17 protein-coding genes and 1 pseudogene are annotated in these 21,595 nt (G+C 69.2%); 10 read left to right on the top strand and 8 right to left on the bottom strand.

All coding sequences use genetic code 11. From position 1 onward, the window contains the following. The first annotated feature begins 62 nt into the window (after window positions 1-62). The 4 genes from pglW to ACFYSH_RS16355 all read left to right on the top strand — a co-directional run bounded on the left by pglW (window position 63) and on the right by ACFYSH_RS16355 (window position 7,698). Window positions 63-4,478 carry a BREX system serine/threonine kinase PglW gene (gene pglW, locus ACFYSH_RS16370; protein WP_388753111.1) on the top strand — a complete coding sequence of 1,472 codons (4,416 nt, stop codon included), beginning with the start codon at window positions 63-65 and terminating at the stop codon, window positions 4,476-4,478. 389 nt (window positions 4,479-4,867) lie between these two features. Continuing rightward, window positions 4,868-5,092 carry a hypothetical protein gene (locus tag ACFYSH_RS16365; protein WP_388753108.1) on the top strand — a complete coding sequence of 75 codons (225 nt, stop codon included), beginning with the start codon at window positions 4,868-4,870 and terminating at the stop codon, window positions 5,090-5,092. A 626-nt stretch (window positions 5,093-5,718) separates the two neighbouring features. Continuing rightward, entirely contained in the window at window positions 5,719-6,240 is a 522-nt protein-coding gene (locus ACFYSH_RS16360; protein ID WP_388753105.1) for a hypothetical protein, read from the top strand. 402 nt (window positions 6,241-6,642) lie between these two features. Next, window positions 6,643-7,698, top strand: coding sequence for a MarR family transcriptional regulator (locus ACFYSH_RS16355; RefSeq protein WP_388753102.1), 1,056 nt, complete (start codon window positions 6,643-6,645; stop codon window positions 7,696-7,698). Window positions 7,699-7,821: 123 nt separating this feature from the next. Here ACFYSH_RS16355 and ACFYSH_RS16350 read toward each other — a convergent pair whose 3' ends face one another. The 3 genes from ACFYSH_RS16350 to ACFYSH_RS16340 form a co-directional block, all read right to left on the bottom strand. Continuing rightward, window positions 7,822-8,742 (bottom strand): phosphatase PAP2 family protein, encoded by a 921-nt coding sequence (locus ACFYSH_RS16350; RefSeq protein ID WP_388753099.1) that lies wholly within the window; start codon window positions 8,740-8,742, stop codon window positions 7,822-7,824. A 94-nt stretch (window positions 8,743-8,836) separates the two neighbouring features. Then, complete coding sequence (locus ACFYSH_RS16345; protein ID WP_359476126.1) at window positions 8,837-9,790, bottom strand: hypothetical protein; 954 nt, start codon at window positions 9,788-9,790, stop codon at window positions 8,837-8,839. After that, entirely contained in the window at window positions 9,787-10,128 is a 342-nt protein-coding gene (locus ACFYSH_RS16340) for a PadR family transcriptional regulator (protein WP_359476123.1), read from the bottom strand. Before ACFYSH_RS16340 ends, ACFYSH_RS16345 begins: the two co-directional genes overlap by 4 nt. A gap of 258 nt (window positions 10,129-10,386) precedes the next feature. Between ACFYSH_RS16340 and ACFYSH_RS16335 the strand changes: the two are divergent. After that, window positions 10,387-10,581: pseudogene (locus ACFYSH_RS16335) on the top strand (IS630 family transposase); the annotation flags it as partial. Between the two features lie 221 nt (window positions 10,582-10,802). Then, complete coding sequence (pglX, locus tag ACFYSH_RS16330; RefSeq protein WP_388753095.1) at window positions 10,803-14,519, top strand: BREX-2 system adenine-specific DNA-methyltransferase PglX; 3,717 nt, start codon at window positions 10,803-10,805, stop codon at window positions 14,517-14,519. 147 nt (window positions 14,520-14,666) lie between these two features. Here the strand turns inward: pglX and ACFYSH_RS16325 are convergent, their stop codons facing one another. Together ACFYSH_RS16325 and ACFYSH_RS16320 are read right to left on the bottom strand one after the other, a co-directional pair. Then, window positions 14,667-15,629 carry a DUF5996 family protein gene (locus ACFYSH_RS16325; protein WP_388753092.1) on the bottom strand — a complete coding sequence of 321 codons (963 nt, stop codon included), beginning with the start codon at window positions 15,627-15,629 and terminating at the stop codon, window positions 14,667-14,669. A gap of 21 nt (window positions 15,630-15,650) precedes the next feature. After that, window positions 15,651-16,385 carry a flavodoxin family protein gene (locus ACFYSH_RS16320; protein ID WP_388753089.1) on the bottom strand — a complete coding sequence of 245 codons (735 nt, stop codon included), beginning with the start codon at window positions 16,383-16,385 and terminating at the stop codon, window positions 15,651-15,653. Window positions 16,386-16,951: 566 nt separating this feature from the next. Between ACFYSH_RS16320 and ACFYSH_RS16315 the strand changes: the two genes are divergently transcribed. Both ACFYSH_RS16315 and ACFYSH_RS16310 read left to right on the top strand, forming a co-directional pair. Further along, the gene (locus ACFYSH_RS16315) at window positions 16,952-17,569 is read left to right on the top strand and encodes a hypothetical protein (RefSeq protein ID WP_359476111.1); all 618 of its coding nucleotides are present in this window, start codon (window positions 16,952-16,954) and stop codon (window positions 17,567-17,569) included. A gap of 157 nt (window positions 17,570-17,726) precedes the next feature. Then, entirely contained in the window at window positions 17,727-18,236 is a 510-nt protein-coding gene (locus ACFYSH_RS16310) for a hypothetical protein (protein ID WP_388753086.1), read from the top strand. Between the two features lie 132 nt (window positions 18,237-18,368). Here the strand turns inward: ACFYSH_RS16310 and ACFYSH_RS16305 are convergent, their stop codons facing one another. The 3 genes from ACFYSH_RS16305 to ACFYSH_RS16295 form a co-directional block, all read right to left on the bottom strand. Beyond that, a complete protein-coding gene (locus tag ACFYSH_RS16305) occupies window positions 18,369-18,530 on the bottom strand; it encodes a DUF397 domain-containing protein (protein WP_388753322.1) in 162 nt (53 codons plus the stop codon). A gap of 35 nt (window positions 18,531-18,565) precedes the next feature. Next, window positions 18,566-19,405 carry a Scr1 family TA system antitoxin-like transcriptional regulator gene (locus ACFYSH_RS16300; protein WP_388753083.1) on the bottom strand — a complete coding sequence of 280 codons (840 nt, stop codon included), beginning with the start codon at window positions 19,403-19,405 and terminating at the stop codon, window positions 18,566-18,568. Between the two features lie 118 nt (window positions 19,406-19,523). After that, window positions 19,524-20,123 carry a hypothetical protein gene (locus tag ACFYSH_RS16295; protein ID WP_388753080.1) on the bottom strand — a complete coding sequence of 200 codons (600 nt, stop codon included), beginning with the start codon at window positions 20,121-20,123 and terminating at the stop codon, window positions 19,524-19,526. Window positions 20,124-20,261: 138 nt separating this feature from the next. Here ACFYSH_RS16295 and ACFYSH_RS16290 point away from each other — a divergent pair, with 138 nt between their 5' ends. Further along, window positions 20,262-20,870, top strand: coding sequence for a YdeI family protein (locus tag ACFYSH_RS16290; protein WP_388753319.1), 609 nt, complete (start codon window positions 20,262-20,264; stop codon window positions 20,868-20,870). Window positions 20,871-21,111: 241 nt separating this feature from the next. Beyond that, complete coding sequence (locus ACFYSH_RS16285) at window positions 21,112-21,594, top strand: ATP-binding protein (protein WP_388753077.1); 483 nt, start codon at window positions 21,112-21,114, stop codon at window positions 21,592-21,594. The last annotated feature ends 1 nt before the right edge of the window (window position 21,595 follow it).

The following is a 21,595-nucleotide window of genomic DNA, read 5'->3' as shown; positions in this document are numbered from 1 at the left end:
CCCCTGCCTGTGTGAGACTCCGACCATCCTGCCCGCCCCTATCAGAGCCAGGAGATCTCCCGGTGACGCCAGCCGAGCGGCCGTCCGCCCCGAAGCCCGGTCCTCCTCCGAGCCGCGAGCACTGGTACCAGCCACGCCGCTCAGGATTCCGGTGGGAGCAGGAGGGGCTGGACCATGTGCGGCAGTTGATGCCCCAGGCCGAGCCTTACCGGGCGTGGGCGACGTTCCAGTTCACCGGTGACTCCGGCCGGGTCAACGAGAGCGACCTGCTGATCGCCGTGCCGGGTGGTCTGTATCTGCTGGAGCTGAAGGGCCACCCCGGGCGGGTGGTGAATCACGGGGACACCTGGCAGTTCCATGCCGACCGGGTGCGGACGCTGAAGAACCCGCTGCACCTGACCGATCTCAAGGCCAAGGAGCTCAAAGGCCGGCTGGAGCGGGCTGCCCGGGCCATGAAGGAGGACCCGAGGCAGATCCCCTACATCAAGCCGGCGGTCTTCCTGCACGACCCGGACCTGGTGAGTGAGCTCGACGAGTTCCAGCGCACCGCGGTCTTCGGGCGCAACGACGGCTCCGGCGGGCTGCCGAAGATCTGGGACGATCTGCTGGGTCTGCCGCCCGAGCGGGAGAGCTGGCGCGTCACCCCGCAGACCAGCCGACTGCTCGAAGAGCTGATGAAGCGCATCGGGATCAGCCACTCGACCGCGCATCTGCGCTTCGGTGACGGCTGGCGGATGGAGCCACGTGCCCTGGACGCCGGTCCCGGCTGGGAGGACCGGCTCGCGGTACGCGACGACGGTCTGGTCCAGGAGAGCGGCCGGGTGAGGATCTATCTGGCCGGCCAGGCGTCCTCCGAGCAGCAGCGCCGCCGGGTGGACCGGGCGGCCCGCCGGGAGTACCAGGTGCTGCAGGGCATCAACCACCGTGGCATCGTGCAGGCGGTACAGATCCGGGAGCACCAGGGCGGCCCGGCGATCCTGTTCCGGCACCGGGAGCCGGATCTGCGTCTGGACGCCTACCTGGACGCCTACGGTGGCCGGCTCACCCCGGTGGTCCGCCTGGACATGGTGCGCCAGCTTGCCGAGGCGGTGCGCTACGCCCATAACCGTTCCCTCTACCACCGTGCTCTGTCCGCGCGTTCGGTGTACGTCTCGGCGCGCGAGGACGGTAGTGATCCCGTTCTGCGCATCGCGGACTGGCAGACCGCAGCCCGCGACTTCGAGACCTCGTTGCACCGCTCACTCGGGGACACGCCTCTGGACGCGGGTCTGATCGCGGACATCGCCCAGGTGTATCTCGCTCCGGAGACCGACCAGGAGTTCGCCGACCCGGTCGATCTCGATGTCTTCGGCGTGGGAAGCCTCGCGTATCTACTCCTCACCGGTCGCCCGCCCGCCGATCGCCGCAGCACCTTGGTGGACCGCCTGGCGGCCGAAGGCGGACTGCACCCGTACGCGGTCGCCGACAGCATCTCCGCCGCTCTGGACGCGGTGGTCTTCCAGGCCACCGCCGCCGATCTGCAGGAGCGACTGGCCTCGCCCGAGGACTTCCTGCGTCTCCTGGACGCCGCGGAGGCCGACGCCGCACCGGCCGAGCAGCCGGGCGGCGCGGTCGCGGACCCGCTGACCGTGCTGCCGGGCCAGCCCCTGGACGACACCTGGACGGTCACCCGGGTCCTGGGCACGGGAGCCACCGCGCGCGCACTGCTGGTGCGACGCACGGCGGACGAGGGGACGGCCGAGCCGGATTCTCCCCGTGTCTTCAAGGTCGCCCTGGACCGTGAGAAGGACGCCAGGCTGTACGCGGAGGCCGAGGCGCTCAAGGAGGTCGGCGGAGGCCGCATCGCCAAGCTGCTCGCGGAACCGCGCGAACTGGCCGGCCGCACCGTGCTGGAGATCGAGTACGCGGGCGGGTTCCGCTCGCCCGCGGACCGGGATCCGGTCAGTCTCGGGTCGCGCCTGCGCGGTCAGGGCGCACTGGGGTACGACCAGTTGGAGCGGTTCGGCAACGACCTCTTCGACGCCCTCGACAGCCTGGCCGCACGCGGAGTGCGCCACCGGGACATCAAGCCGGACAACTTGGGCCTGTTCAAGCGCAACGACGGTTCCTGGCAGCTCATGCTGTTCGACTTCTCGTTGGCCGAAGCCCCCGACCAGGACATCCACGCGGGCACCCGCGGCTATCTCGACCCGTTCCTGGGCGGCAGCCGCCGCTCGCGCTACGACGACCACGCCGAGTGGTACGCCGCCGCCGTGACGCTCCACGAGATGGCTTCCGGTGAACGTCCGGTGTGGGGCGACGGCCAGAGCGACCCGCTCACCGTGACGGACGCCGAGCTGTATGTCGCCCGTGAACTGTTCGATCCGGCTCTCAGCGAAGGACTCACCCGCTTCTTCGAGCGTGCTCTGCACCGGGATGTCGAGCAGCGGTACGACAGCCTGCGCCAGACGGCGGAGGCCTGGCGGCAGCTGTTCCGTACGGCGGACTCGGCGCGCCCGGCCACCACTCCGGCCACGGTGGGACTGAACGCCGAGGCCGTCGAGGACGCACGCGAGCAGGCTGCCGCCGCCGCCGGTCTCGCCACGCCGCTGGAGGCCGCAGGGCTGTCGCCGCGGGCCGTCTCGGTCGCCGCCGGCCTGGGCGCGGCGACCGTGAAGGCTCTGCTGGACATCCCGCCCCACTCGATCTCCCGTGCCCGGGGCGCCGGCAACGTGATCCGCAAGGAGCTCAACCGGCGCCACCGCCAGTGGACGCACGACCTGCGGAAGAAGCCCGCTTCCAGGGCCACGACGGCCGTCGCGGCAGACGCGCCCGAAGAGGCGCTGGAGTCGGTGGACACGCTGGCCGCCCGGCTCACCCCGGCGGAGGGGAACCGGCGTACCAAGCCACGCCCCGATGTCGTACGCAGCACGCTGCAACTCCCGGGCGCGGAGCGGCTGGAGCCTTGGCCCGCCCAGCCGGCCATCGCCAAGGCGCTGGGCATCAGCCAGCCCACCGTCTCCCAGCATCAGCTCGCGGCGATCGAACAGTGGGCGGGCCTGCCGTGGCTGCGCCGGATCCGCGACGAGCTGGTGACCATCCTGTCCGAGCAGGGCAGGGTCATGACGGCCGAGGAGCTGGCCACCGAGCTGCGTGCCCGGCACGGCGCGGGTGACGCCGGCCCCGCGGACACCCTGGGCCTGGCACTCGCCGTGGTGCGGGCGGCTGCCGAGACGGAGGCCCGCAAGCGCACCGAGGACGCCGACACCGTTGCCGAGGCCCCGGCCCGGCTCACCGTCCTGCGGCGTGCCGGGCGGGTCCTGGTGGCCTTGGAGGACCAGCCGGGTGCCGACGACCCGACGCCGGTCGAGCTGGCGGAGTACGCGGCCCGTCTCGGTGAGACCGCGACCGTGGTGGCGGCCCGCGATCCGCTGCCCGGTCGGGCGACCGTGCTGCGCGAGCTGCGTGCGGTGAGCCCGCCCGAGGGGATAACGCCGCTGGCCGACACCCGGCTGGTGGCGCTCGCCGCAGCCCTGGCGCAGGGAGTCGCCTTCTCCCCGCGCCTCGAACTGTTCCCCCTGGACCTGGACCTCCCGCGCGCCCTGCGCATCTCGCAGGCTCCGGCAGGGGTGCGTGCCCATGTCGGTATCACCGCCGCGGATCTGCTGGCCCGGGTCCGCGCCCGCTTCCCCGGTCTGGCGGTCCTGGCGGACACCACCTATGTCGAGCTGGAGGAGGCCCTCGCCGAGGCCGACTTCCCCCTCGGCTACGACCAGGAGCGCAAGCGTTTCCTGCCACGCGTACAGGAGGTGCCCGGGAGCCGCCACGACGTGTCCGTGTCCGCGCTCACCAGCACGGGCACGCTGATCGCCGCGGCACAGGGCGACCTGGCGCAGGGCCGCGACCCGCGCAAGCTGCTCGCCGCGCGTCTGGAGACCTCCCACCGACGCGGCGGCTTCCTCGCGCTCACCCTGAAGGGCGCCGAACTCCCGGGTGTGGAGGAGAGGCTGGCGTCGCGCTACGAGGTCGTACCGGTCGCACTCGACGAGCTGTTCCTCACCGCGATGCGGGAGCTGGCCGAGGAGCAGGGGGTGCGGTGGCAGGCCCTGCTGAAGGCCGACGCCACGTTCGCGGTCTCCGGCGTCATCGGGGCGGCGCTCGCTTCCTACACCCGTCTCGCCGCCGAACGTGTCGCCGCCCGCGTCACCACCCTCGCCGAGCAGTCGGGTCCGCGCACCGTCCTCCTGGCCCACCGGGCCGGACTGGCCGCCCGTTACTGGGAGGCGGGAGGCCGGGAGCTCCTGGTCACGCTGCAGGAGTCCGCCCGGCGCCCCGCCGACGCCCCGCACGGCCTGTGGCTGCTCGTCCCGGCCGAGGACCCGCAGGCGACACCGGCCCTGGACGGCCGCACGGTGGACGTCGTGGACCGGGTCAGCGAGTGGGCGGTGCTGGACGGGCTGTCGCTGAGGGAGCTGCGGGCCCCGGAGCCCGGGGCCTGAGCTTCGGGCCCCGGGACTCGAGCGCCTTCTCGTGCAGGTAGGTGAAAGTAAGGTCGGGGAACCGTCCCCGCCTTCCTGCCCCCTCCCGGCCGCACCCGCCCGGCGCCACCGGCCGCCGCCTGGCCTTGCGGTACTCAGAAGTTTTCCGGGGCTCGGACCGGACGTCACGACGGCAGATCCTCACCGAGCTCGGACGTGATCCCGAAGTGGGTTCACACGGGTGGCCGCTACACGCCTGGTCTCCTATTGATGGCACGCCGGCTGATGCGCGTGTTTCTGTGGAACCACCACCAGCGCGGGACATCGGAGCCTCCGTGCTGCGACAGCTGACATCTTCGCATCCCCGGTGAGGGCCATCCCCCTGCGGGAAAGGAAGTGAAGGAGCATGTATGTCTGCAAGCAGGCGGCAGGAGTTCCGTATCGAGATCGATGGCATCGAGTTCCCGGACGACGTGGTGCAGCGGATCGACGGCGCCTTGCGCAGCGCCGTACTGCTGGAACTCGCCAAGGTCAATCTCGGAGGCCGTAGCGTGGATTTGCTCGGCGAAGGTATGTCCATTACGAGGATGGGTGGCAACCCGCAAGGTTACCGGGTGAAGATGGTGGAGCAGTAGATGGCCAGTGACCCCGAATCTCCGAGTGCACTGTGCCCGAGCACCACGTGCCACGAGGGCGCAAAGATTATCGCCGTACTCGGAGAGGACGGCCGCCTGGGTTATCTTCGCCCGGCGCTTCTGGTCGACGAGCGGTTCGATCGGGATGCCCGACGGGAGGGCGATCCGGAATCTCGATTTCGATTCGCAGACGAGTGTGTCCAGGCCGCCTGTGAGCACTGGAGTGATCAGCATTGCAGGTTGATCGGACAGTTGGCCGGCGCTCCGTCCGCCCCGAAGGCCGAGGCAGGGACAGCGGACGAGCTACCGCGTTGCGATATCCGAGCCACCTGCCGATGGTTCGCTCAAAGCGGGCGGTCTGCGTGCGCCGTCTGCCCAGTCGTTGTCTACCGGCCGAGTTCCTCCTCGTCTGTCTGAGCGAAGCTCGGTGGTAGTGCCCGCCATGCCATGCGCACCTGCTGACCGGGACGTGGCCGATGGCCACGATCAGCGGATCCGCGAGCGATCTCCCGCAACCCGTCCGCAGCAATCCAACACAAGCACCCGCCCCGCATGCAAAGCGTCGAGCAAACCCCACATGGGGCTGCGGCCTGTCGCTTGGCAGGCAGGGGAACAAACAGAAAGGCATGCACCTCATGAAGAACTCCATGCTGGCTGATATCGAAACCGTCGCAGGCAGTGGAAAAGCCGTTATGTCGGCGGACGACTGCACGATCGTCGCCATCGTCCAAGAGGCAATCAGTAGCGGAAGATCCGCTTCGTTCTACCTGTCCTCTGAGCAGTACATGACCGTGAGAGCTTGGTATTGGACGCCTGAACGGATCCGGAAAACAGGGACCAGGATGGTATCGAGCGAAGAAAAGGCCAAAATCAAGTCGGAGCTAGACATCGAGGACATCGGCCCCTTCCACTGTAACCGCATCACATGCGAGTGCGGGGAGGTTTACGGTGCCTTTGAGTTCCTACAGCAAGGAATCCGCGAACACGGAAAAGACGCGGTACGAGCAGTTTTCGCCCTCAAGGACGCTGCAATCCTGCGCACCAACCCCCGGGTTGTCGCTGTCTGTCCCAACTGTGAGCAACTGCTGGGTGCCCGCCTTACCTACGACAACTGCACGTACGGGTGCTCCTTCGGAACCGAGGAGTAGCCCTGACCGGCGAACCGTCCGTCGACCTCACACCACACACTCCGGCTCCTGGCGACCTGTCCTGAGCTTCGGGGCCCGGGCCTCGGGAGTCGAGCTCCGGGACCGGCCGGTTCACTCGTTCGAGGGTACGAGGAGGGCGCCGGGCCCGACGCTTGAGCTTCGGGATCCGGGAGCCGGGACACGGGATCCGGGACCCGAGCGCCTTCTTGTACAGGTAGGTAGAAGAAGGTGGGGAAAAACCTCCCCACCCTCCCTGACCCGTCACGGCCAGCAAGTATGACTAATCGTGACCAACTTGCAGCGGAGCGTCGCGACTGCTTACGGTGCGACAACTGAACGACCCCGACATGGTGTTTGCGCACCGGGCCGGGGTCTCACCCCAAGATCGAAAAGAGCGATCTCGTGGCTACCCCGAACAGTAGCGTCGCCGTGCGCGCGCCCGCATCCTCGCGCCCCCAAGCCCACCCGGGTTACGGCAAGCACTCCGCACCGGACCAACGCCCGCCCCGCCAGGACGACTTCCTGCTGCTTCCGGAGCGCGAGCGGTACATCGCCGGATACGTCGACCGCCTCCCCGAGGGCGGGGCCATGGACATCAAGTCGCTGGCCAAGCACCTCCCCCTGTACGGGCAGATGGCCGTCGGCACGGCACTCAGGGCCCTTGCGGTGGCCGGGCACCTGCGCCGCGTACGGTGCCGGATCGAGGTCGACAACCAGAGCCGCTGGGTCACCCGCACCTTCTGGTCCCGCACGGCCCGCGACAACGAGTGGTGGACCACCCGCCTCGCAGCGGAGAGCGCCCCGGCCTCCCGGGAAGCCGCATCGGCCCCGACGACTCCGCCGCCTCCGTGGGCCGTCACCGAACCCCTGGCCGAACCCCTCGCCGCGCAGGTCGCCGTGGAGGTCACCGCCGAGGTCGCCGTCGCACCGCTGGAGCCCGCGCCGCACCCCGCCCCGCCCGCGCCCGCCGTACCGCAGCAGCGGACCCCGGAACCGTCCCCGGACGGTCCTTCACCCGCCTACCTCGCCCTGGCCCGACTCGGCCGGATCGACCCCCGCCTGCCCCTCTCCGCCGCCGACTGCGCGGCACTGGAAGGCCGGGCCTCCGAATGGCTCGCACGCGGCGTGAGTACGGACTACCTCACCCACGCCCTCGCCTCCGGCCTCCCCGACCGGGTCGACTCACCCGTCGGCTTCGTACGCGGCCGCCTCAAGGACAAGATCCCACCGCACCTGCCCGCCGCCCCGGCGGCACCCGCGCCCGGCGCCCCCGGCCGCCGACTGCTGGTGGAGTGCGCCGAATGCGGCGCTCCCGGTCCCGCCGAAGCTCTCCCCGACGGCCTCTGCCGCCCCTGCCGTGAGGCCCCTCACGAGGCGGCCCCCACCACCGAACCGGCCATCGAACGCAACATCCAGGCCCACATGAAAGCCCTCCGTGACGGGCTCAGGCTGCCCTGACCCTCCGGGCCTCAGGCCCCCGTCGGCTGCGCCGTAAACACGAAGTGCCCGGGGGCGTCCCTCACCTGTCGCATGCCGCTCTGCCAGGATGCAACCGGTTCCCGCCCGGAGCCGGCCGGGTGGTCAGTCCAGTGCGGGACGTGTGCGGCGTGCGGTGTGTGCGGGCCGCCCGACTGCGGCGTACCAGACCAGGGCCGCACATGTGAAGGCCGTCGCCGCGGAGACCAGTGACCTGGTGAGGGTGTCGGGCCGTGCGCCGGAAACGAGGGCGACGATCAGTGCCAGCACCAGGGCGATGACATGCAGCGCACGAGGGCTCCGCGTGGCGCCTGGCGCGGCGGCCGGCGGCAGCAGCCAGGTTGCGAGGCCGTAACAGGCACAGGCGAGCAAGGTGGCTCCCAGCACTTCGCTGGGCCGGTGGCCGCCCATGGTCGCGGTGGCGGCGGCGATGCAGGCGAGCCACAGCACACCGGCCGTGGCGACGTAGGGGCGGATGCGGGGGGAAACCACGAGGACGGCGGCGAGGGTCAGCGCGGCGGGGATGACCGTGTGCCCGCTGGGAAAACCCTGATCAAGGAGATTCTCGGGCGCGCCCACCAGATCGGGGCGGGGCACGGTCGATTTGAACACCTCCTTGGCTCCGATCGCGAGAATGGCGACCCCCAGCGCCGCGAACCCCTGCCGCCAGCACCGTCGCACCAGGGTGAGGAGCACGATGGCGGCCAGGCCCGCCATCACGGTGGGCTTGGCGCTCAGTTCCAGCGGCGGCAGGGGCGTCGAGCCGTAGGCCGATCCTGACAGGGGGTAGATCCATGCTGCTTCGCCACCCTGTATGCCGAGGTAGAACCACGGGTTCTCAGCTCGTTGCCCCCACGGGGTGCAGATGGCGAGCAGGTAGACCGTCAGGAACCCCAGGGTGTACAGCAGGGCCGGCATCCACGGCCGCGTCGTACGCGACGGGCTGGTGTCGTCGGGGGCCTCGGGGGCCTGCCTTGAGGCCCCCGGACGGTGCGCGGGCAGGGACGGAGAATCGTGCTGAGTCATCGCTCTGTTTCTTCCGTTGGGGGGAGTTCGGTCACGCACGTGGTGCGGCACGACGTTGACCGCCGGGCTCGGTCGGCCCACCGGGGGTCCGCTCCTATTCGGCGAGTGCCTGCCCCTGTCGGCGCTGGGCGGCGATCGCCAGGGCGGGGAGGGGTGCGATCAGCAGGAGGAAGACGACCAGGTCCGGAAAGGACTGCATGAACGCGTCCGGACGGACGACGATCGCCTGCGTGCGGACGATCGCGACCGCCGCGACGGGGATCAGCCACCGGCGGTCGCCGGTGGCGGCCGTCGCCGCCCACGCGGCGATCAGCGCGGCGACTTCGAGGGCGAACAGACCGCGCTGGAAGGTCGGACTGACGGAGATGATGTGCAGGCCCCCGGCCACGAACATGGCGAGCACGACAGGGACCAGCCAGCGGTACGAGCGGCGTCGCAGACGGCTGGGACGGCAGAGCGCCAGCACGGCGCACGCGGCGCACAGCGTCCCTGAGAGCACCAGGTCACGGGCCGTTATCGGGGCGCCAAGACCGTAGTAGCTCAGGCCCGCCTTGCCCTCGTCGCCGAAGAGGATGCGGCCGTGGGACGTGGCGCCGGCCCAGATCATGGCTGCCGCGGCCGGCAGCGCGATCCACGCTCTGCCACGCAGCAGAGCGATCAGGCAGCCCAGCGGGAGCAGCCCGTAGGGCAGCAGCCGCCGCGTGGGACCTTCGGCCCACGGGTACCAGCCGGAGAAGCGGAAGGCGATGGCGTGCTGCCCGGGGTCGATGCGCAGTGCCCAGTGCCACACATCCTGCAAGTACGGAATCAGCGCCAGCGCGGCGAGGGCCAGGGCGGCCAGCTGGATGCCGTCCAGCCACCACGGACGGGCCGTGTCGTCGACGACGGCACGGGCGCGGGCCTGCACCCCGGCGCGCACCAGGGCGGCAACTTCCCGCGGCGGGGGCCAGGAGCGGCCGGGATACGCCTCGGACAGGCAGGCCAGCACCTCCTCTCCCTGCCGGGAACGGTAGGGCTCGGGGTAGGCCGCAAGCAGCAGACGATTCATGCCGGGGCCGCTCCGGCATCCCGCGAGCGTCCGATGACGACAGCCGCCGCCTGCTGCATCCGCAGCGCCTCCCGGCCGAGCGCCTCGGTGCCGTCCTCGGTGAGCCGGTAGTAGCGCCGCGCCCGCCCGTCCACGATCTCCTCATGGCCGGCGGCCACCAGCCCGGCCCGCTCCATCCGCTCCAGTGCGCCGTAGAGAGTGCCGACAGCGATCCGGAGCCGCCCGCCGGTGGCCCGCTCGGCAGCCTTGATGATGCCGTAACCGTGCAACGGACCATCCATGAGTGCAGCAAGGATGAAGTACTGCGGTTCCGTCAAGGGAGGATTCTGTCTGGGCATGCATCGAGCATATATCGAGCTACGAAATATATCCGCCAGCCCTGGATGATCAACGGCAGCACCTCCACGCCCGCGGCGAGCGTCACCCTCTCCCGGCCGGCGGGCGCGACGGCGATCTCCTCGACGCACCCGCGCGGCGTTGGCGGATGCTCACCGCGACCTGGTCCTGGCCGAGCGGAATGTGCTTCCCGCCGTGTCCGCCGGACCCGTCTCGCCTCTGTTGAATCCATGGACCAGACCCTGTTCGCCGGGACCGGCCGGGAGATCAAGAAGATCGCCAAGTCCGAGCCGGCCGAGCACGGCTTGCCGTTCTCGACCTGGAGCCCAGCCAAGCTGTCCGACTTCCTGGCAGCCGAGGGGGCGTTCGACGACATCAGCCACGAGGGCCTTCGGGCCCTGCTCCGCGAGGAAGGCGCGCGTCTTGAGCAAACACCTCTCCCCATAGGGACTTGGGATCTCGCTCTGCGCAGCAGCCACGGCCGGCGACGCCCGCCGGAAGGCGTACGCGCAAGGCCGCGGCGCGTCCCGGGCGGGTGCGGTCCGCCCAGCCCCGAGTACCACTCCGGCGACCGCTCTCCACGGCCCCCTGTGCTCCGGCCTGAGCTGGCAGGATGGACGGATGCACGGACCGTGAAGCCACGGCCCGGTTTGTCGGGGATGGGGAGGTTTCGCCGGTGTCGTCCGAGGAAGACCGTACGGGGGCCGCGTCGCTTGATCACGCCGCCCTGCTCAAGGACCTGCAGAAGCAGGTCGCGCTGCTGGAGGACGACCTCCGGGAGCGTACGGAGACGGAGCAGGAGTACGCGACCGCGCTGCGTGCCGAGTACGGCCGGGCCCTGGAGTCCGAGCGCACCGCCTCCATGTACGAGACGTGGCGCGACGAGCGGGTCGTGCAGATCGCCGCCGCCTGGGTCCTGGCCTGCGTCTTCGTCCGCTTCAGCGAGGACAACGGGCTGATCCCCGACGCGTGGCTCTCCGGGCCGGGCGACCGGCTGGCCGAGGCGCAGGACCGGCACGACGCCTTCTTCCGCCGCAGCCCGGAGCTGAACGACCGTGACTGGCTCACCGAGTCCTTCGACGCCCTCGCCGGCGCTCACCGGACGGCGGCCGGTCTCTTCGAGCGCGGTCACAACCCGCTGTGGGAGGTGACGCCGTCCTACGAGGCGGCGACCCGGCTGCTGGCGTTCTGGCGCGAGCGCGGCGCGGACGGCGAGGTCCGCTACGACTTCTCCGACCCCGAGCTGGACACCCGCTTCCTCGGCGACCTCTACCAGGACCTCTCCGAGCACGCCCGCAAGACCTACGCCCTGCTCCAGACCCCCGTCTTCGTCGAGGAGTTCATCCTCGACCTGACGCTGGACCCGGCCATCGAGGAGTTTGGCCTCGACCCCGTGTGGAAGCACAAGCCCGCCGACTGGAACGGCGAGGAGGACCCGGACGGCCAGGTCCGGGGCCTGCGCTGCATCGACCCGGCGTGCGGCTCGGGGCACTTCCTGCTCGGCATGTTCAAGCGCGTGCTGGAGAAGTGGCGCGAGGCGGAGCCGGGCACGCAGGACTGGGTCCTGATCCGCCGGGCCCTGGAGTCGGTGCACGGCGCGGACAAGAACCCCTTCGCGGCCTCCATCGCTCGTTTCCGGCTGCTGGTCGCGGCGCTGAAGGAGTGCGGGGTCCGGGAGCTGAGTGGCGCGCCGGACATGCCGATCCGGGTGGCGGTGGGGGACTCCCTGCTGCACGGGCGGGGCGCGGAGGGCGTGACGGAAACCCTCGACACGATGATGGGGGAGCGGGAGGCCTTCTACTACCGCACGGAGGATGCCGGGGAGTACGCCCGCGAGGTGGACCTGCTGGGGCGGGGGTCGTACCACGTGGTCGTGGCGAACCCGCCGTACATCACGGTGAAGGACAAACAGGAGAACGCGAACTACAAGGCCGCGTACAGCGCTTGCTACCGGCAGTACGCGTTGTCGGTGCCGTTCGCGCAGCGGATCTTCGAACTGGCGGTGCGGGCTGGGGGTGGCGAGCGCACCGGCGGGTTCACGGGGCAGATCACCGCGAACTCCTTCATGAAGCGGGAGTTCGGGAAGAAGCTGATCGAGGAGTTCTTCCCGAAGGTCGACCTGACGCATGTGATTGACACGTCGGGGGCCTTTATTCCGGGGCATGGAACGCCGACGGTCATTCTGGCGGGGCGGAACCAGAACCAGTTGCAGGCGGACAGGGTTCGGGCTGTGTTGGGTGTGCGGGGGGAGCCCAGCCAGCCGGAGGACGCGGCGCGGGGGGTGGTGTGGCAGGCGATTTTGCAGCAGGTGGGGAAAGCCGGGAGCGAGTCGGACTGGGTTTCAGCGGAGGATGCGGAACGGTCACGGTTCGCTGCACACCCGTGGGCGCTCAGTGGAGGCGGAGCCGGGCCTCTCCAGCAAAAGATTGAGGGCGTATCTGTTCGGCTGCACAGCATCGATACGGAAGTAGGGTCCGGTGCTGTGACACGGGAAGACAGTGCCTACATGGTAGGTGGCGGAACCCTTCGCAGGGCGGGTATCAGCGCCGATTTTCAACGGTCCATGGTTGAGGGGGATGCAGTCCGCGACTACGAGATCAGTCGCCCCACCGTCGCCCTCTGGCCCTACGCCAGCGAATCACTCGAAGCGCGTTCATCGGAAGAGATCAACTGCTTTTTGTGGCCTCACCGGACAATCCTGCGAGAGAGAATCGCTTATGGGGAGAGCCAAATTGAGCGGGGGCTCGAATGGTTCGAATACTCAATGTTCTTTCCGAAGCGTTACCGTGCACCGATGGTTATCGCCTTTGCTTTTGTGGCCACACATAACCATTTCGTTCTAGATCGAGGCGAAAAGGTATTTAATCGTTCCGCTCCGGTGATCAAGTTGCCGGCGGGGGCCAGCGAGGAGCAGCATCTGGAGTTGCTGGGGGTGCTGAACTCTTCGGCGGCTTGCTTCTGGTTGAAGCAGGTGAGCCAAGGCAAGGGCGGCAGCGGTCTCGGGCGTGGCCTGCAGGACGAGGACTGGGAGGAGCGCTACGAGTTCACCGGCACCAAGCTCCAAGAGTTTCCCCTCCCCGCCACGCTTCCGCTTGCCCATGGACGTGAACTTGACAGGCTTGCCCAGCAGCTGGCTCAGCACGAGCCTTCTGCCCTTACGGCCAACGCAATCCCGACCCGCGCTGCACTCGACGAGGCTCGCACCGCCCAGGCCAAGATCCGGTCCCGGATGATCGTGCTCCAGGAGGAGCTGGACTGGAACGTGTACGGGGCGTACGGCCTGCTCACCCCGACGGAGGCCGGAGCAACCACGTTCCCCGCCGAGCTGACTGATGCCGATGTGCCACAACTTGTTCTCGGTCAGCGTGCCTTCGAGATCGCGCTCGCCCGCAGAGTGCGTGACGAGGGGGCCAAAACCGCATGGTTCGAGCGACACAGGTCGACACCGATCCTTGAGATCCCAGCAGAGTGGCCCGAGCCGTACAAGAAAGTTGTCCAGGCCAGGCTCGATCTCATCGAGTCCAACAAGGACATCCGCCTCATCGAGCGCCCCGAGTACAAGCGGCGCTGGTCCACCGAGCCGTGGGAGAAGCGGGAGGCCGCTGCCCTGCGGGCCTGGCTGCTGGATGCCGTCGAGCGCGAGGACCTGTGGTTCGAGGAGCGCAACGAGTTCACCTCGCCCCGCCCCCTCACCGTGAACCAGCTCGCCGACGCCCTGCGCCATGACGAGGACGTCCAGGCCGTCGCCGCCCTCTACGCAGAGGACCACCTCGGCAAGCGGGATGCCTCCCTGGCGACCGTTCTCGCATCGATCACCGAGCCCGAGCACGTCCCCTACCTCAGCGTCCTGCGCTACAAGGACACCGGCCTCCGCAAGCGTGAGCAGTGGGAGCAGGTCTGGGAGCAGCAGCGCGAAGAGGACCGTACCGGGAAGCGGCTCGACATCAAGGTGCCGCCGAAGTACACGGGCGCCGACTTCGTCAAGCAGTCCTACTGGTCGAACCGCGGCAAGCTCGACGTGCCCAAGGAGCGGTTCATCTCCTACCCGGGCGCCTCCACCGACAACGACTCGTCGCTCCTCCTCGGCTGGGCCGGCTGGAACCACCGCGAGCAGGCCGAGGCCCTGGCCAACCTCGTCCACGACCGTGCGGAGCAGGACGGCTGGCCGAAGGACGACGCTCGCTTCGTCCCGCTCCTGGCCGGGTTGCAGGAGGCCATGCCCTGGGTGCACCAGTGGTACGACGAGTTCGACGAGGAGTGGGACGGCAACCCGGCCGAGGAGTTCCAGAGCGCGCTCAACCTCGGCCGTACCGAACGCCACCTCTCGGAGTCCGACCTGCGCGCCTGGCGCCCCGAGAAGAAGCGGGGCGGCCGCAAGAAGGCTGCCGAGTAGGCGCGTACGGACACATGCGGGTGGGGCCGGAGGTCGGCCCCACCCGCCGCGTGAGAGGGCCTGCTCCCCTGCTGGGCGTTCTTGCCGAACTCCACGAACCCGGCCCAGGCAGTCGGCCTGACACGCACGGTTCAGGATGGAATCAGCTCATTGTGTCTGTCTCCACCGGCGTGGGTCGTCTTCCAACTGTGCCCGTTCCCAACCGCCGTGTTCGGCGGCGGCCTCGTAGGTGGTCTGCAGGAACTCCGTCAGTGCGCGGTCGGGTTCGGGGGCGGTGCGCACGGTCTCGTACGGGAGCAGGAACTGGCCGTTTTCCGTGCTGTAGTAGGCGCCCTCCGGTCCCACGGGATGGTCTGCGAAGCCTGCTGGTTCGGGGTAGGCGTAGGAGTAGAACGCGCCTTCCTCTCCGCCGCCCGGCCAGAAGCCGCAGCTGGACAGTTCGCGGGAGTAGCCCTCGACCATCACCCAGTCGCCGCAGTTCGGGGCGCCGCCTGGATGCGGGGGAGCGGAGCGGCCGGAGAAGCGGGTGCAGGCGAGGTCCATCGCGCCCCAGAAGAAGTGCACCGGGCTGGCCTTGCCCGTGAAGTGCGCCCGGAACTGGCCCATGACCCGGTCCGCCTGGAGCAGCTGCCGCCAGAACAGGTGCGCTGCCTCTGCGTCGTAGGCGGAGTGCTGCTCGTCTTCCGCGAACGGGATCGAGGGGTCCACTTCGTTCGGACGCCTCTGGAAGTCCGCGCCGATGCCGAGCGCATCGAGCGCCTCCATGGTCTCGGCGTAGAAGGCGGCCACCGACTTGGGTGCCAGGGCCACATTGCGGTCGGCGCCGTCGCTGCTGCGGATCCGCAGCTGATGGTCGACGAAGTCGAACTCCGCGTCGAACATGCCGCTGCGGTAGGGGACCGGCCCGGTGGTCAGCCCTCTGGGGGTGACGTACAGAGTGACCTGCCACCAGTGGTTGAGCAGGGGCGCGTGAGCCAGCCGGAGCTTGCCCACGATCTGTGTCCACATATGCAGTGTGTCCCGCGTCGCGGTCCAGTCGGCGACCCGCAGCGACGGCCATGCGGCACGCTTCGACGCCGTCGGCAGGGTGGGGGAGTGGTGCGTACTCACGGCGTCTTCCTCCAGAGGGGGCTATCGGTGCTCGGGGTTACTGAAGCCGGGTCGGCAGCCCGCGTCCCACTCGCTGCGCCGGTTGCCGTACGCCGGGATGCCGCCGGCTGTACGCAGCATCGCCGCCAGGTGCAGCAGGTTGTAGGTCATGAAGGTGGTGTTGCGGTTGGTGAAGTCGTTGTCGGGTCCGCTCGAACCGGGGTCGAGATAGGACGGGCCGGGGCCGGCCTCGCCGATCCACCCGGCGTCGGCCTGTGGCGGGATCGTGTAGCCGAGATGCTGGAGGCTGTACAGCACGTTCATGGCGCAGTGCTTGACACCGTCCTCGTTGCCGGTGATCAGGCACCCGCCGACCCGTCCGTAGTACGCGTACTGCCCCGCATCGTTCAGCAGGCTGGAGCAGCCGTACAGCCGCTCGATCACCCGCTTCATCACCGAGCTGTTGTCGCCGAGCCAGATCGGCCCGCACAGCACCAGGATGTCCGCGTCGAGCACCCGCTCGTACAACTGAGGCCAGTCGTCACGTTCCCAGCCGTGTTCGGTCATGTCCGGCCACACTCCGGTGGCGATGTCGTGGTCGACGGCCCGTACGGTCTCGACGCCCACTCCGTGATGTCGCATGATGCCGACACTGCGGTCGATCAGCCCGCCCGTGTTGCTGACCTCCGGCGACCGCTTGAGCGTGGTGTTGAAGAACAGCGCCCGCAGCCCGTCGAACGACGGCGTCGCGCCGTTTTCTGTCACGGCCTGGTCCATTGGCGTTCCTTCCGGTGCCGAGCGCGGCCTCCATGAGTTGGACCGCTGGTGGGCGCTTCCGTAGGGGTCGGACACCGAGGGGTGCTGGTTGCTCCCTGCTTGCTCCACGGAGGCGCAACGTCAATCCTGTGGCCGCCCGCGCGGGGCCGCCACAGCAGCCGCACAGCGGGCGGGAGGCGTGCAGGACGCACTGTCCGTTCGACGTCCGGGACGGGTCTGCTCCTCGCGGGGGACGAGCGTGAACGCCGCCCGGCTGACCGCCAGGGAATGCCGCGACATCACGGGCACAGGACCAACCGGCAGTCGCGATGAGACGACGAGGCTTCTCCCCGGGGAGTGCACCCCAATGGCTCCCATCTCGGCTCTCTGTTGAGCACGTCGCCATCACTGCCATTAGCGTTTCCGCATGACGAAGGCCCGTATGAATCAATACGGACGCATTTGTCACGACCAGAGTCCGTTCTCGCCCACGGTCCCCAGATCTGCTCGGGTGCCTTGCCCTCTGTGAACCGACCCAAGGTCGGGCGGCCCTGACTCGGTTCACTCCTACTGAAACGGAGGCGACCATGGGCTTCGCTGGCCGGCCCTTCATATTCCTCGCTGTTGCGGTTCTCGGCGGCTCTGCCGGGCTCGCAACCCTGGGATCCGCGTCGGCAGACGTGGTCCCGCAGAAGGCGGCCGCGACTGCGGCAGCCCACCCTGCCGACGGCTCCTCGGCGAAAAGCCGCACCATCCGCGTGGAGGCCCGGCTGCAAGTCGGCGAAGAGCTGGATCTGGGTGCACCGGGCCGCAGCATCGGCGACCAGTTCATCTTCAGCGGGAATCTGGTGTCGACCGGGGGACCGGAAGAACGCTCCGTCGGACGCTTCGGCGGGTTCTGCGTCATCGCCGACCTCGAACGCAACGCGGGACCATGCTCGTCAACCGCGGTGCTGCCGGAAGGGCAGATTACCGTCCAGGGCGAGCAAGCCGGAATTCCGGTACCGAAAACGGTCGTCAACGCGATCACCGGAGGCACCGGAGAGTTCCGTGAGGCGCGTGGCCAGATGACCCAGCGGGTGTTGACGCCGGCGACCTGGCAGCTCACCTTCGGGGTTCTCGACGTGCAGCCTCATCGGACCCGGGACGGTCGCATTTCGTCCGAGGCGCCGACGCCCATGCCTCCGTCCTTCCCTGGCAAGTAGCCGCGTCAGGCGGTATCAACGCCGCCCGGGATCGCAGTGGCGAGAGCAGCGGTCCCCGCCCGCGCCAGGTATCGGGCAGTCCCTGTCACAGGCCCGTCCTGGACATCGACGCGCCTCCGCGACCAGACCCGCACCGATCACCGCACATGGAGACGTCGTGATCAAGAACTTCCGCACATGCATGAGCTGGGGCGTCGCCCTGGCCACCGCCACGGCCGTCACCGTCACGGTCGGCGCAACCGCTGGTGGCCCGCCGAACCCGCTGCCGACCGACCCGCAGACCCGCTTGACGGCTGGTCAGGGGAAGGAACCGCAGACTGTGCCTCAGTCGGCAGAGCGCCGACGGATCGCCACATCGGTCCTGAACAGGGACTTCAAGTACACACTCACCGCTCTGAGGTCACAGACCGATCCGCTCGCGGCATCCGTGCGCCTCCAGGTCTTCACGTTCAAGAACGGTGCGTGGAGCGAGTCGGACCGTGCTCTGGTCGGCGAGGCGGACGCTTGGTTCTGGTTCCCGCTGACCGGCCACCACACGGTGTGCGAGTTCTCCACCGCCAGCACGGAGCCCGCACCGGTTGTCGTCAGCCTGCTGATCACGCCATCGATCGGCTGCTCACCGGCCGAGAACTTCCAGATCGAGAACGGGCAGATCATCCCCGGCTGACAGCGGCTGGTGGCTGCGGTGCCGAGTGGCGCCTCTCCTCGGATCGGCGGACCGGCGCGCCCCATGCTCCGTCGGGTGCGGGTGGAGCCGGACTCCGGCTCCACCCGCATCCGGTATGCGGTCCTCAGTACGTCAGCCGCGCTCAGCCATCCGCACGAACGTCGCCCACTGGGCGGTTCCGACGTGCAGGGTCGGGCCTCCGGCCTGCTTCGAGTCGCGAATGTGGACGGACGTGTCTGCGGCTGCCACCTCCACGCACTGTCCGCCGTCGCCGGCGCTGTAGCTACTCTTCATCCAGGTCAGCTCCGCTGCCCCGTCGACGTTCTTCTTCACAACTCTCCCAAGAGCTTCTCGATCCGGGCCAACGACTCTTTCGGAGTCAGAGCCTGGGCCCGCAGGACGCCGTATGTGGATTCGAGCGTCTGGACCTTTGCAGGGTCCGAGTGCACAACGCCTTCGCTCTGCGCCTCCACGTAACCCATCCTCCGCTGGTTCTTGGCGAGGATCAATGTGAACGGACCGGAAAGACCGGCATGTTCATCTCGGTCGGTCGGCATGATCTGGATCTCAACGTTCCGTTGGTGGCCAACCATGAGCAGTTGTTCGAGCTGGCTGCGCAGGACTTGTGGCCCGCCGAGTGGTCGCCGTACAACCGACTCCTCGATGACAAAGCTCAGCAGCGGGGCCGGGCGCTTGGAGAAGATTTTCTGGCGATCCAACCTGGCTGCTACCCGCTGTTCGATGGTGTCCTCATCAAGAAGCGGTCGCCACATGGCGAACACGGCACGCGCGCATTCCTCACTCTGCAGCAGTCCGTTCACCACGTGCGCGTCGTACGCGTGGAGCTCGACCGCCTCCGCCTCAAGCCGCACGAACTCGCGGAAGAAGGACGGATACCGCGCCCGCTCCACCTCCCCCTTCATCGCGACGAGCACCCCGCGCCCGCCCACGGCCCGGTCCACCGCCTCCACCATCTCGGGCTTGGGGATGCGCCGTCCCTGTTCCACCGAGGCGATGTGCGCCTCGCCGTATCCGACGTTCGCCCCCAGCTCCGCCTGGGTCAGCCCCGCGGCCTCGCGCAGCAGTTTCACCTGGCGGCCGAAGCAGCGCAGGAACCCGCTGCCCGGGTCCGCGGCACTCTCGACGGCACCGGCCACCGCAACGTCCATGCTCTCTCGCTCCCTCGGTCGGTAAGCAGTGGCAGCAGGTTAGGGCGGCCCTGTCAGGCACGAGGCGGTTCTGGGGGAATGTCCGTCATGTGAGTGACCTGGAGCAGCCGCCGAGGGGTTACGAGGACGCCTGGACCACCAGGCTGTCCGGCCATCCCGCGATGCGCCCCTGGTCGCGCAGGCGGTACAGGTCGCTTGCCAGAGCCGACTTGGCGCCGGGCGTGCCTGGGGTCCAGCCGAAGAAGCGGACGGCATCGGCCACGACCTCGCCGTAAGGGCGGCCGGGTTCGTCGTGGATGAGGCCGGCGAGGGCGGTCCGGCGTTCCGCCGGTGCCACGCGTTCCACGGTGCGCTTGGCAAGGCCCGGGAACGGTCGACGGGCGTAGCGGCAGGGGCGGCCCGGCAGATCGAAGAACTCGCCCTCGACCGCGACCCGGCCGCCCTCGACCAGTTGCTCCACCGCCGCCAGGACCAGCTTCTTCCTCGGCGACGTAAAGGACTTGAGGTGCAGCACCTCCCGTGCGTGCAGGAGAAGCACCTCTTCGTGGATCGGCCCCTCGGCCGTGATCAGCTGATGGACGAACTCCACCAGGGCGGGGGCCGGTGTCTTGCCCGTCAGCGGTATGGACGCACGGTCGAGGTCGAGGAAGTCCGCCGGCTGGTAGGGAACGTCCCAGTCCTTGTCGACCTCGGGAAGTCCGGTCGCGTCCTTGGCCATGGGTAAGTGCCTTTCTCCGTAAGGGCGTACACCGTCCACACGGCGCACGATCTCCCCGCATGGTCGCAGAGTGCCCCGGCGGAGGCTTCGCACGGACACCCTGCGTCCCGGGACCGTGCGACTGTGCCGGAACGCGTCATGATCACCGGCCTGGTGTGGTTCGCTGCTGGGGTGACTCAGGACCTGGAGATCGTCGCGTTCGCATCGGCCGAGGAGTTCGAGGCGTGGATCGGCGAGAACCACGCCGTCTCGCCCGGCATCTGGCTCAAGCTGCGCAGGAAAAGCCCCGGAATCGTCGCACTGGACTACGCTCAGGCGCTCGACGTGGCCCTTTGCTACGGCTGGATCGACGGCCAGAAGGCCAAGGTCGATGACCAGTGGTGGCTCCAGCGGTTCACCCCGCGCAGGCCGCGCAGCAAGTGGTCCAAGATCAACCGGGACAAGGTGGCCGCCCTGACCGCACAGGGCAGGATGCGTGCGCCGGGGCAGGCCGAGGTCGACCGTGCCAAGGCCGACGGCCGCTGGGAGGCGGCCTACGACGGTGCGAAGACCGCCACGGTGCCGGACGACCTCACGGCGGCCCTGGACGCGGACCCGGCCGCGGCGGCGTTCTTCGAGACGCTGGACCGGCAGAACCGCTACGCGATCCTGTACCGGATCCAGGAAGCCAAGAAGGCCGAGACCCGAGCGCGCCGGATCGAGAAGTACGTGGCGATGCTGGCGCAGGGCGACAAGCCGTACCCGTAGGCGACAGGCGCGGAGAAGGCCCGACGCGTGGTGCCCTGTACAGCGCTTGGCCGTGGAGGGCCGACCCACGGACTGCCGGGGCGGGCCACCGCCCTTGGGCCGCGAATGACCGACCAGAGAAGCAAGCCTGTACGTGGCGTCCCGTACAGCCCCGTCAGCCGGCTCCCCGACCCCGACAGGGCCAGGCCGTACGGCCGTTACCCCTGGTGAGAGGGGTGCGCGTCGCGAGAGCCTTCCGCGTATGACGATCCCCGGCCTCACGGCGCCGTACCCCGGCGACACGTTCGAGCTCCGCTTCTCCGCCACCCCTCGTGGAGCCCGCCTCGCCCGGCGGCTGGCCTCCCACCGAGTCCACGAGTGGGGCCACCGCTACAACTCCGAGCTGAACGACACGGTGAGCCTGGTCGTCGGTGAGCTGGCCGCCAACGCGGTCACGCACGGACTGGTGCCCGGTCGGGACGTGCTGCTCCGACTGGTCCGGGCAGCGGAGGGGCGGCTGCGGGTCGAGGTCAGTGACACCCGGGGCGAACGGCTGCCGACCTCGCCCACCGGTCTGCCCGTCGACGCGGAGACGGGACGCGGGCTGCTGCTGGTCGCCGCGCTCGCCGAGCAGTGGGGTGTCACCCCGCGTGAGGGGGCGCCGGGCAAGACCGTGTGGGCTGTCCTGGCGACCGCACCTGGGTGGCCCGGGCGGGGTGCCCGGCGGCGTATCGGAAGGGCCTGAG

The organism is Streptomyces sp. NPDC005791 (assembly GCF_042871485.1).
Lineage (GTDB): Bacteria > Actinomycetota > Actinomycetes > Streptomycetales > Streptomycetaceae > Streptomyces.
Note: the sequence above shows the minus strand (reverse complement) of the source record. Positions and strands in the feature narration are given on the sequence as shown.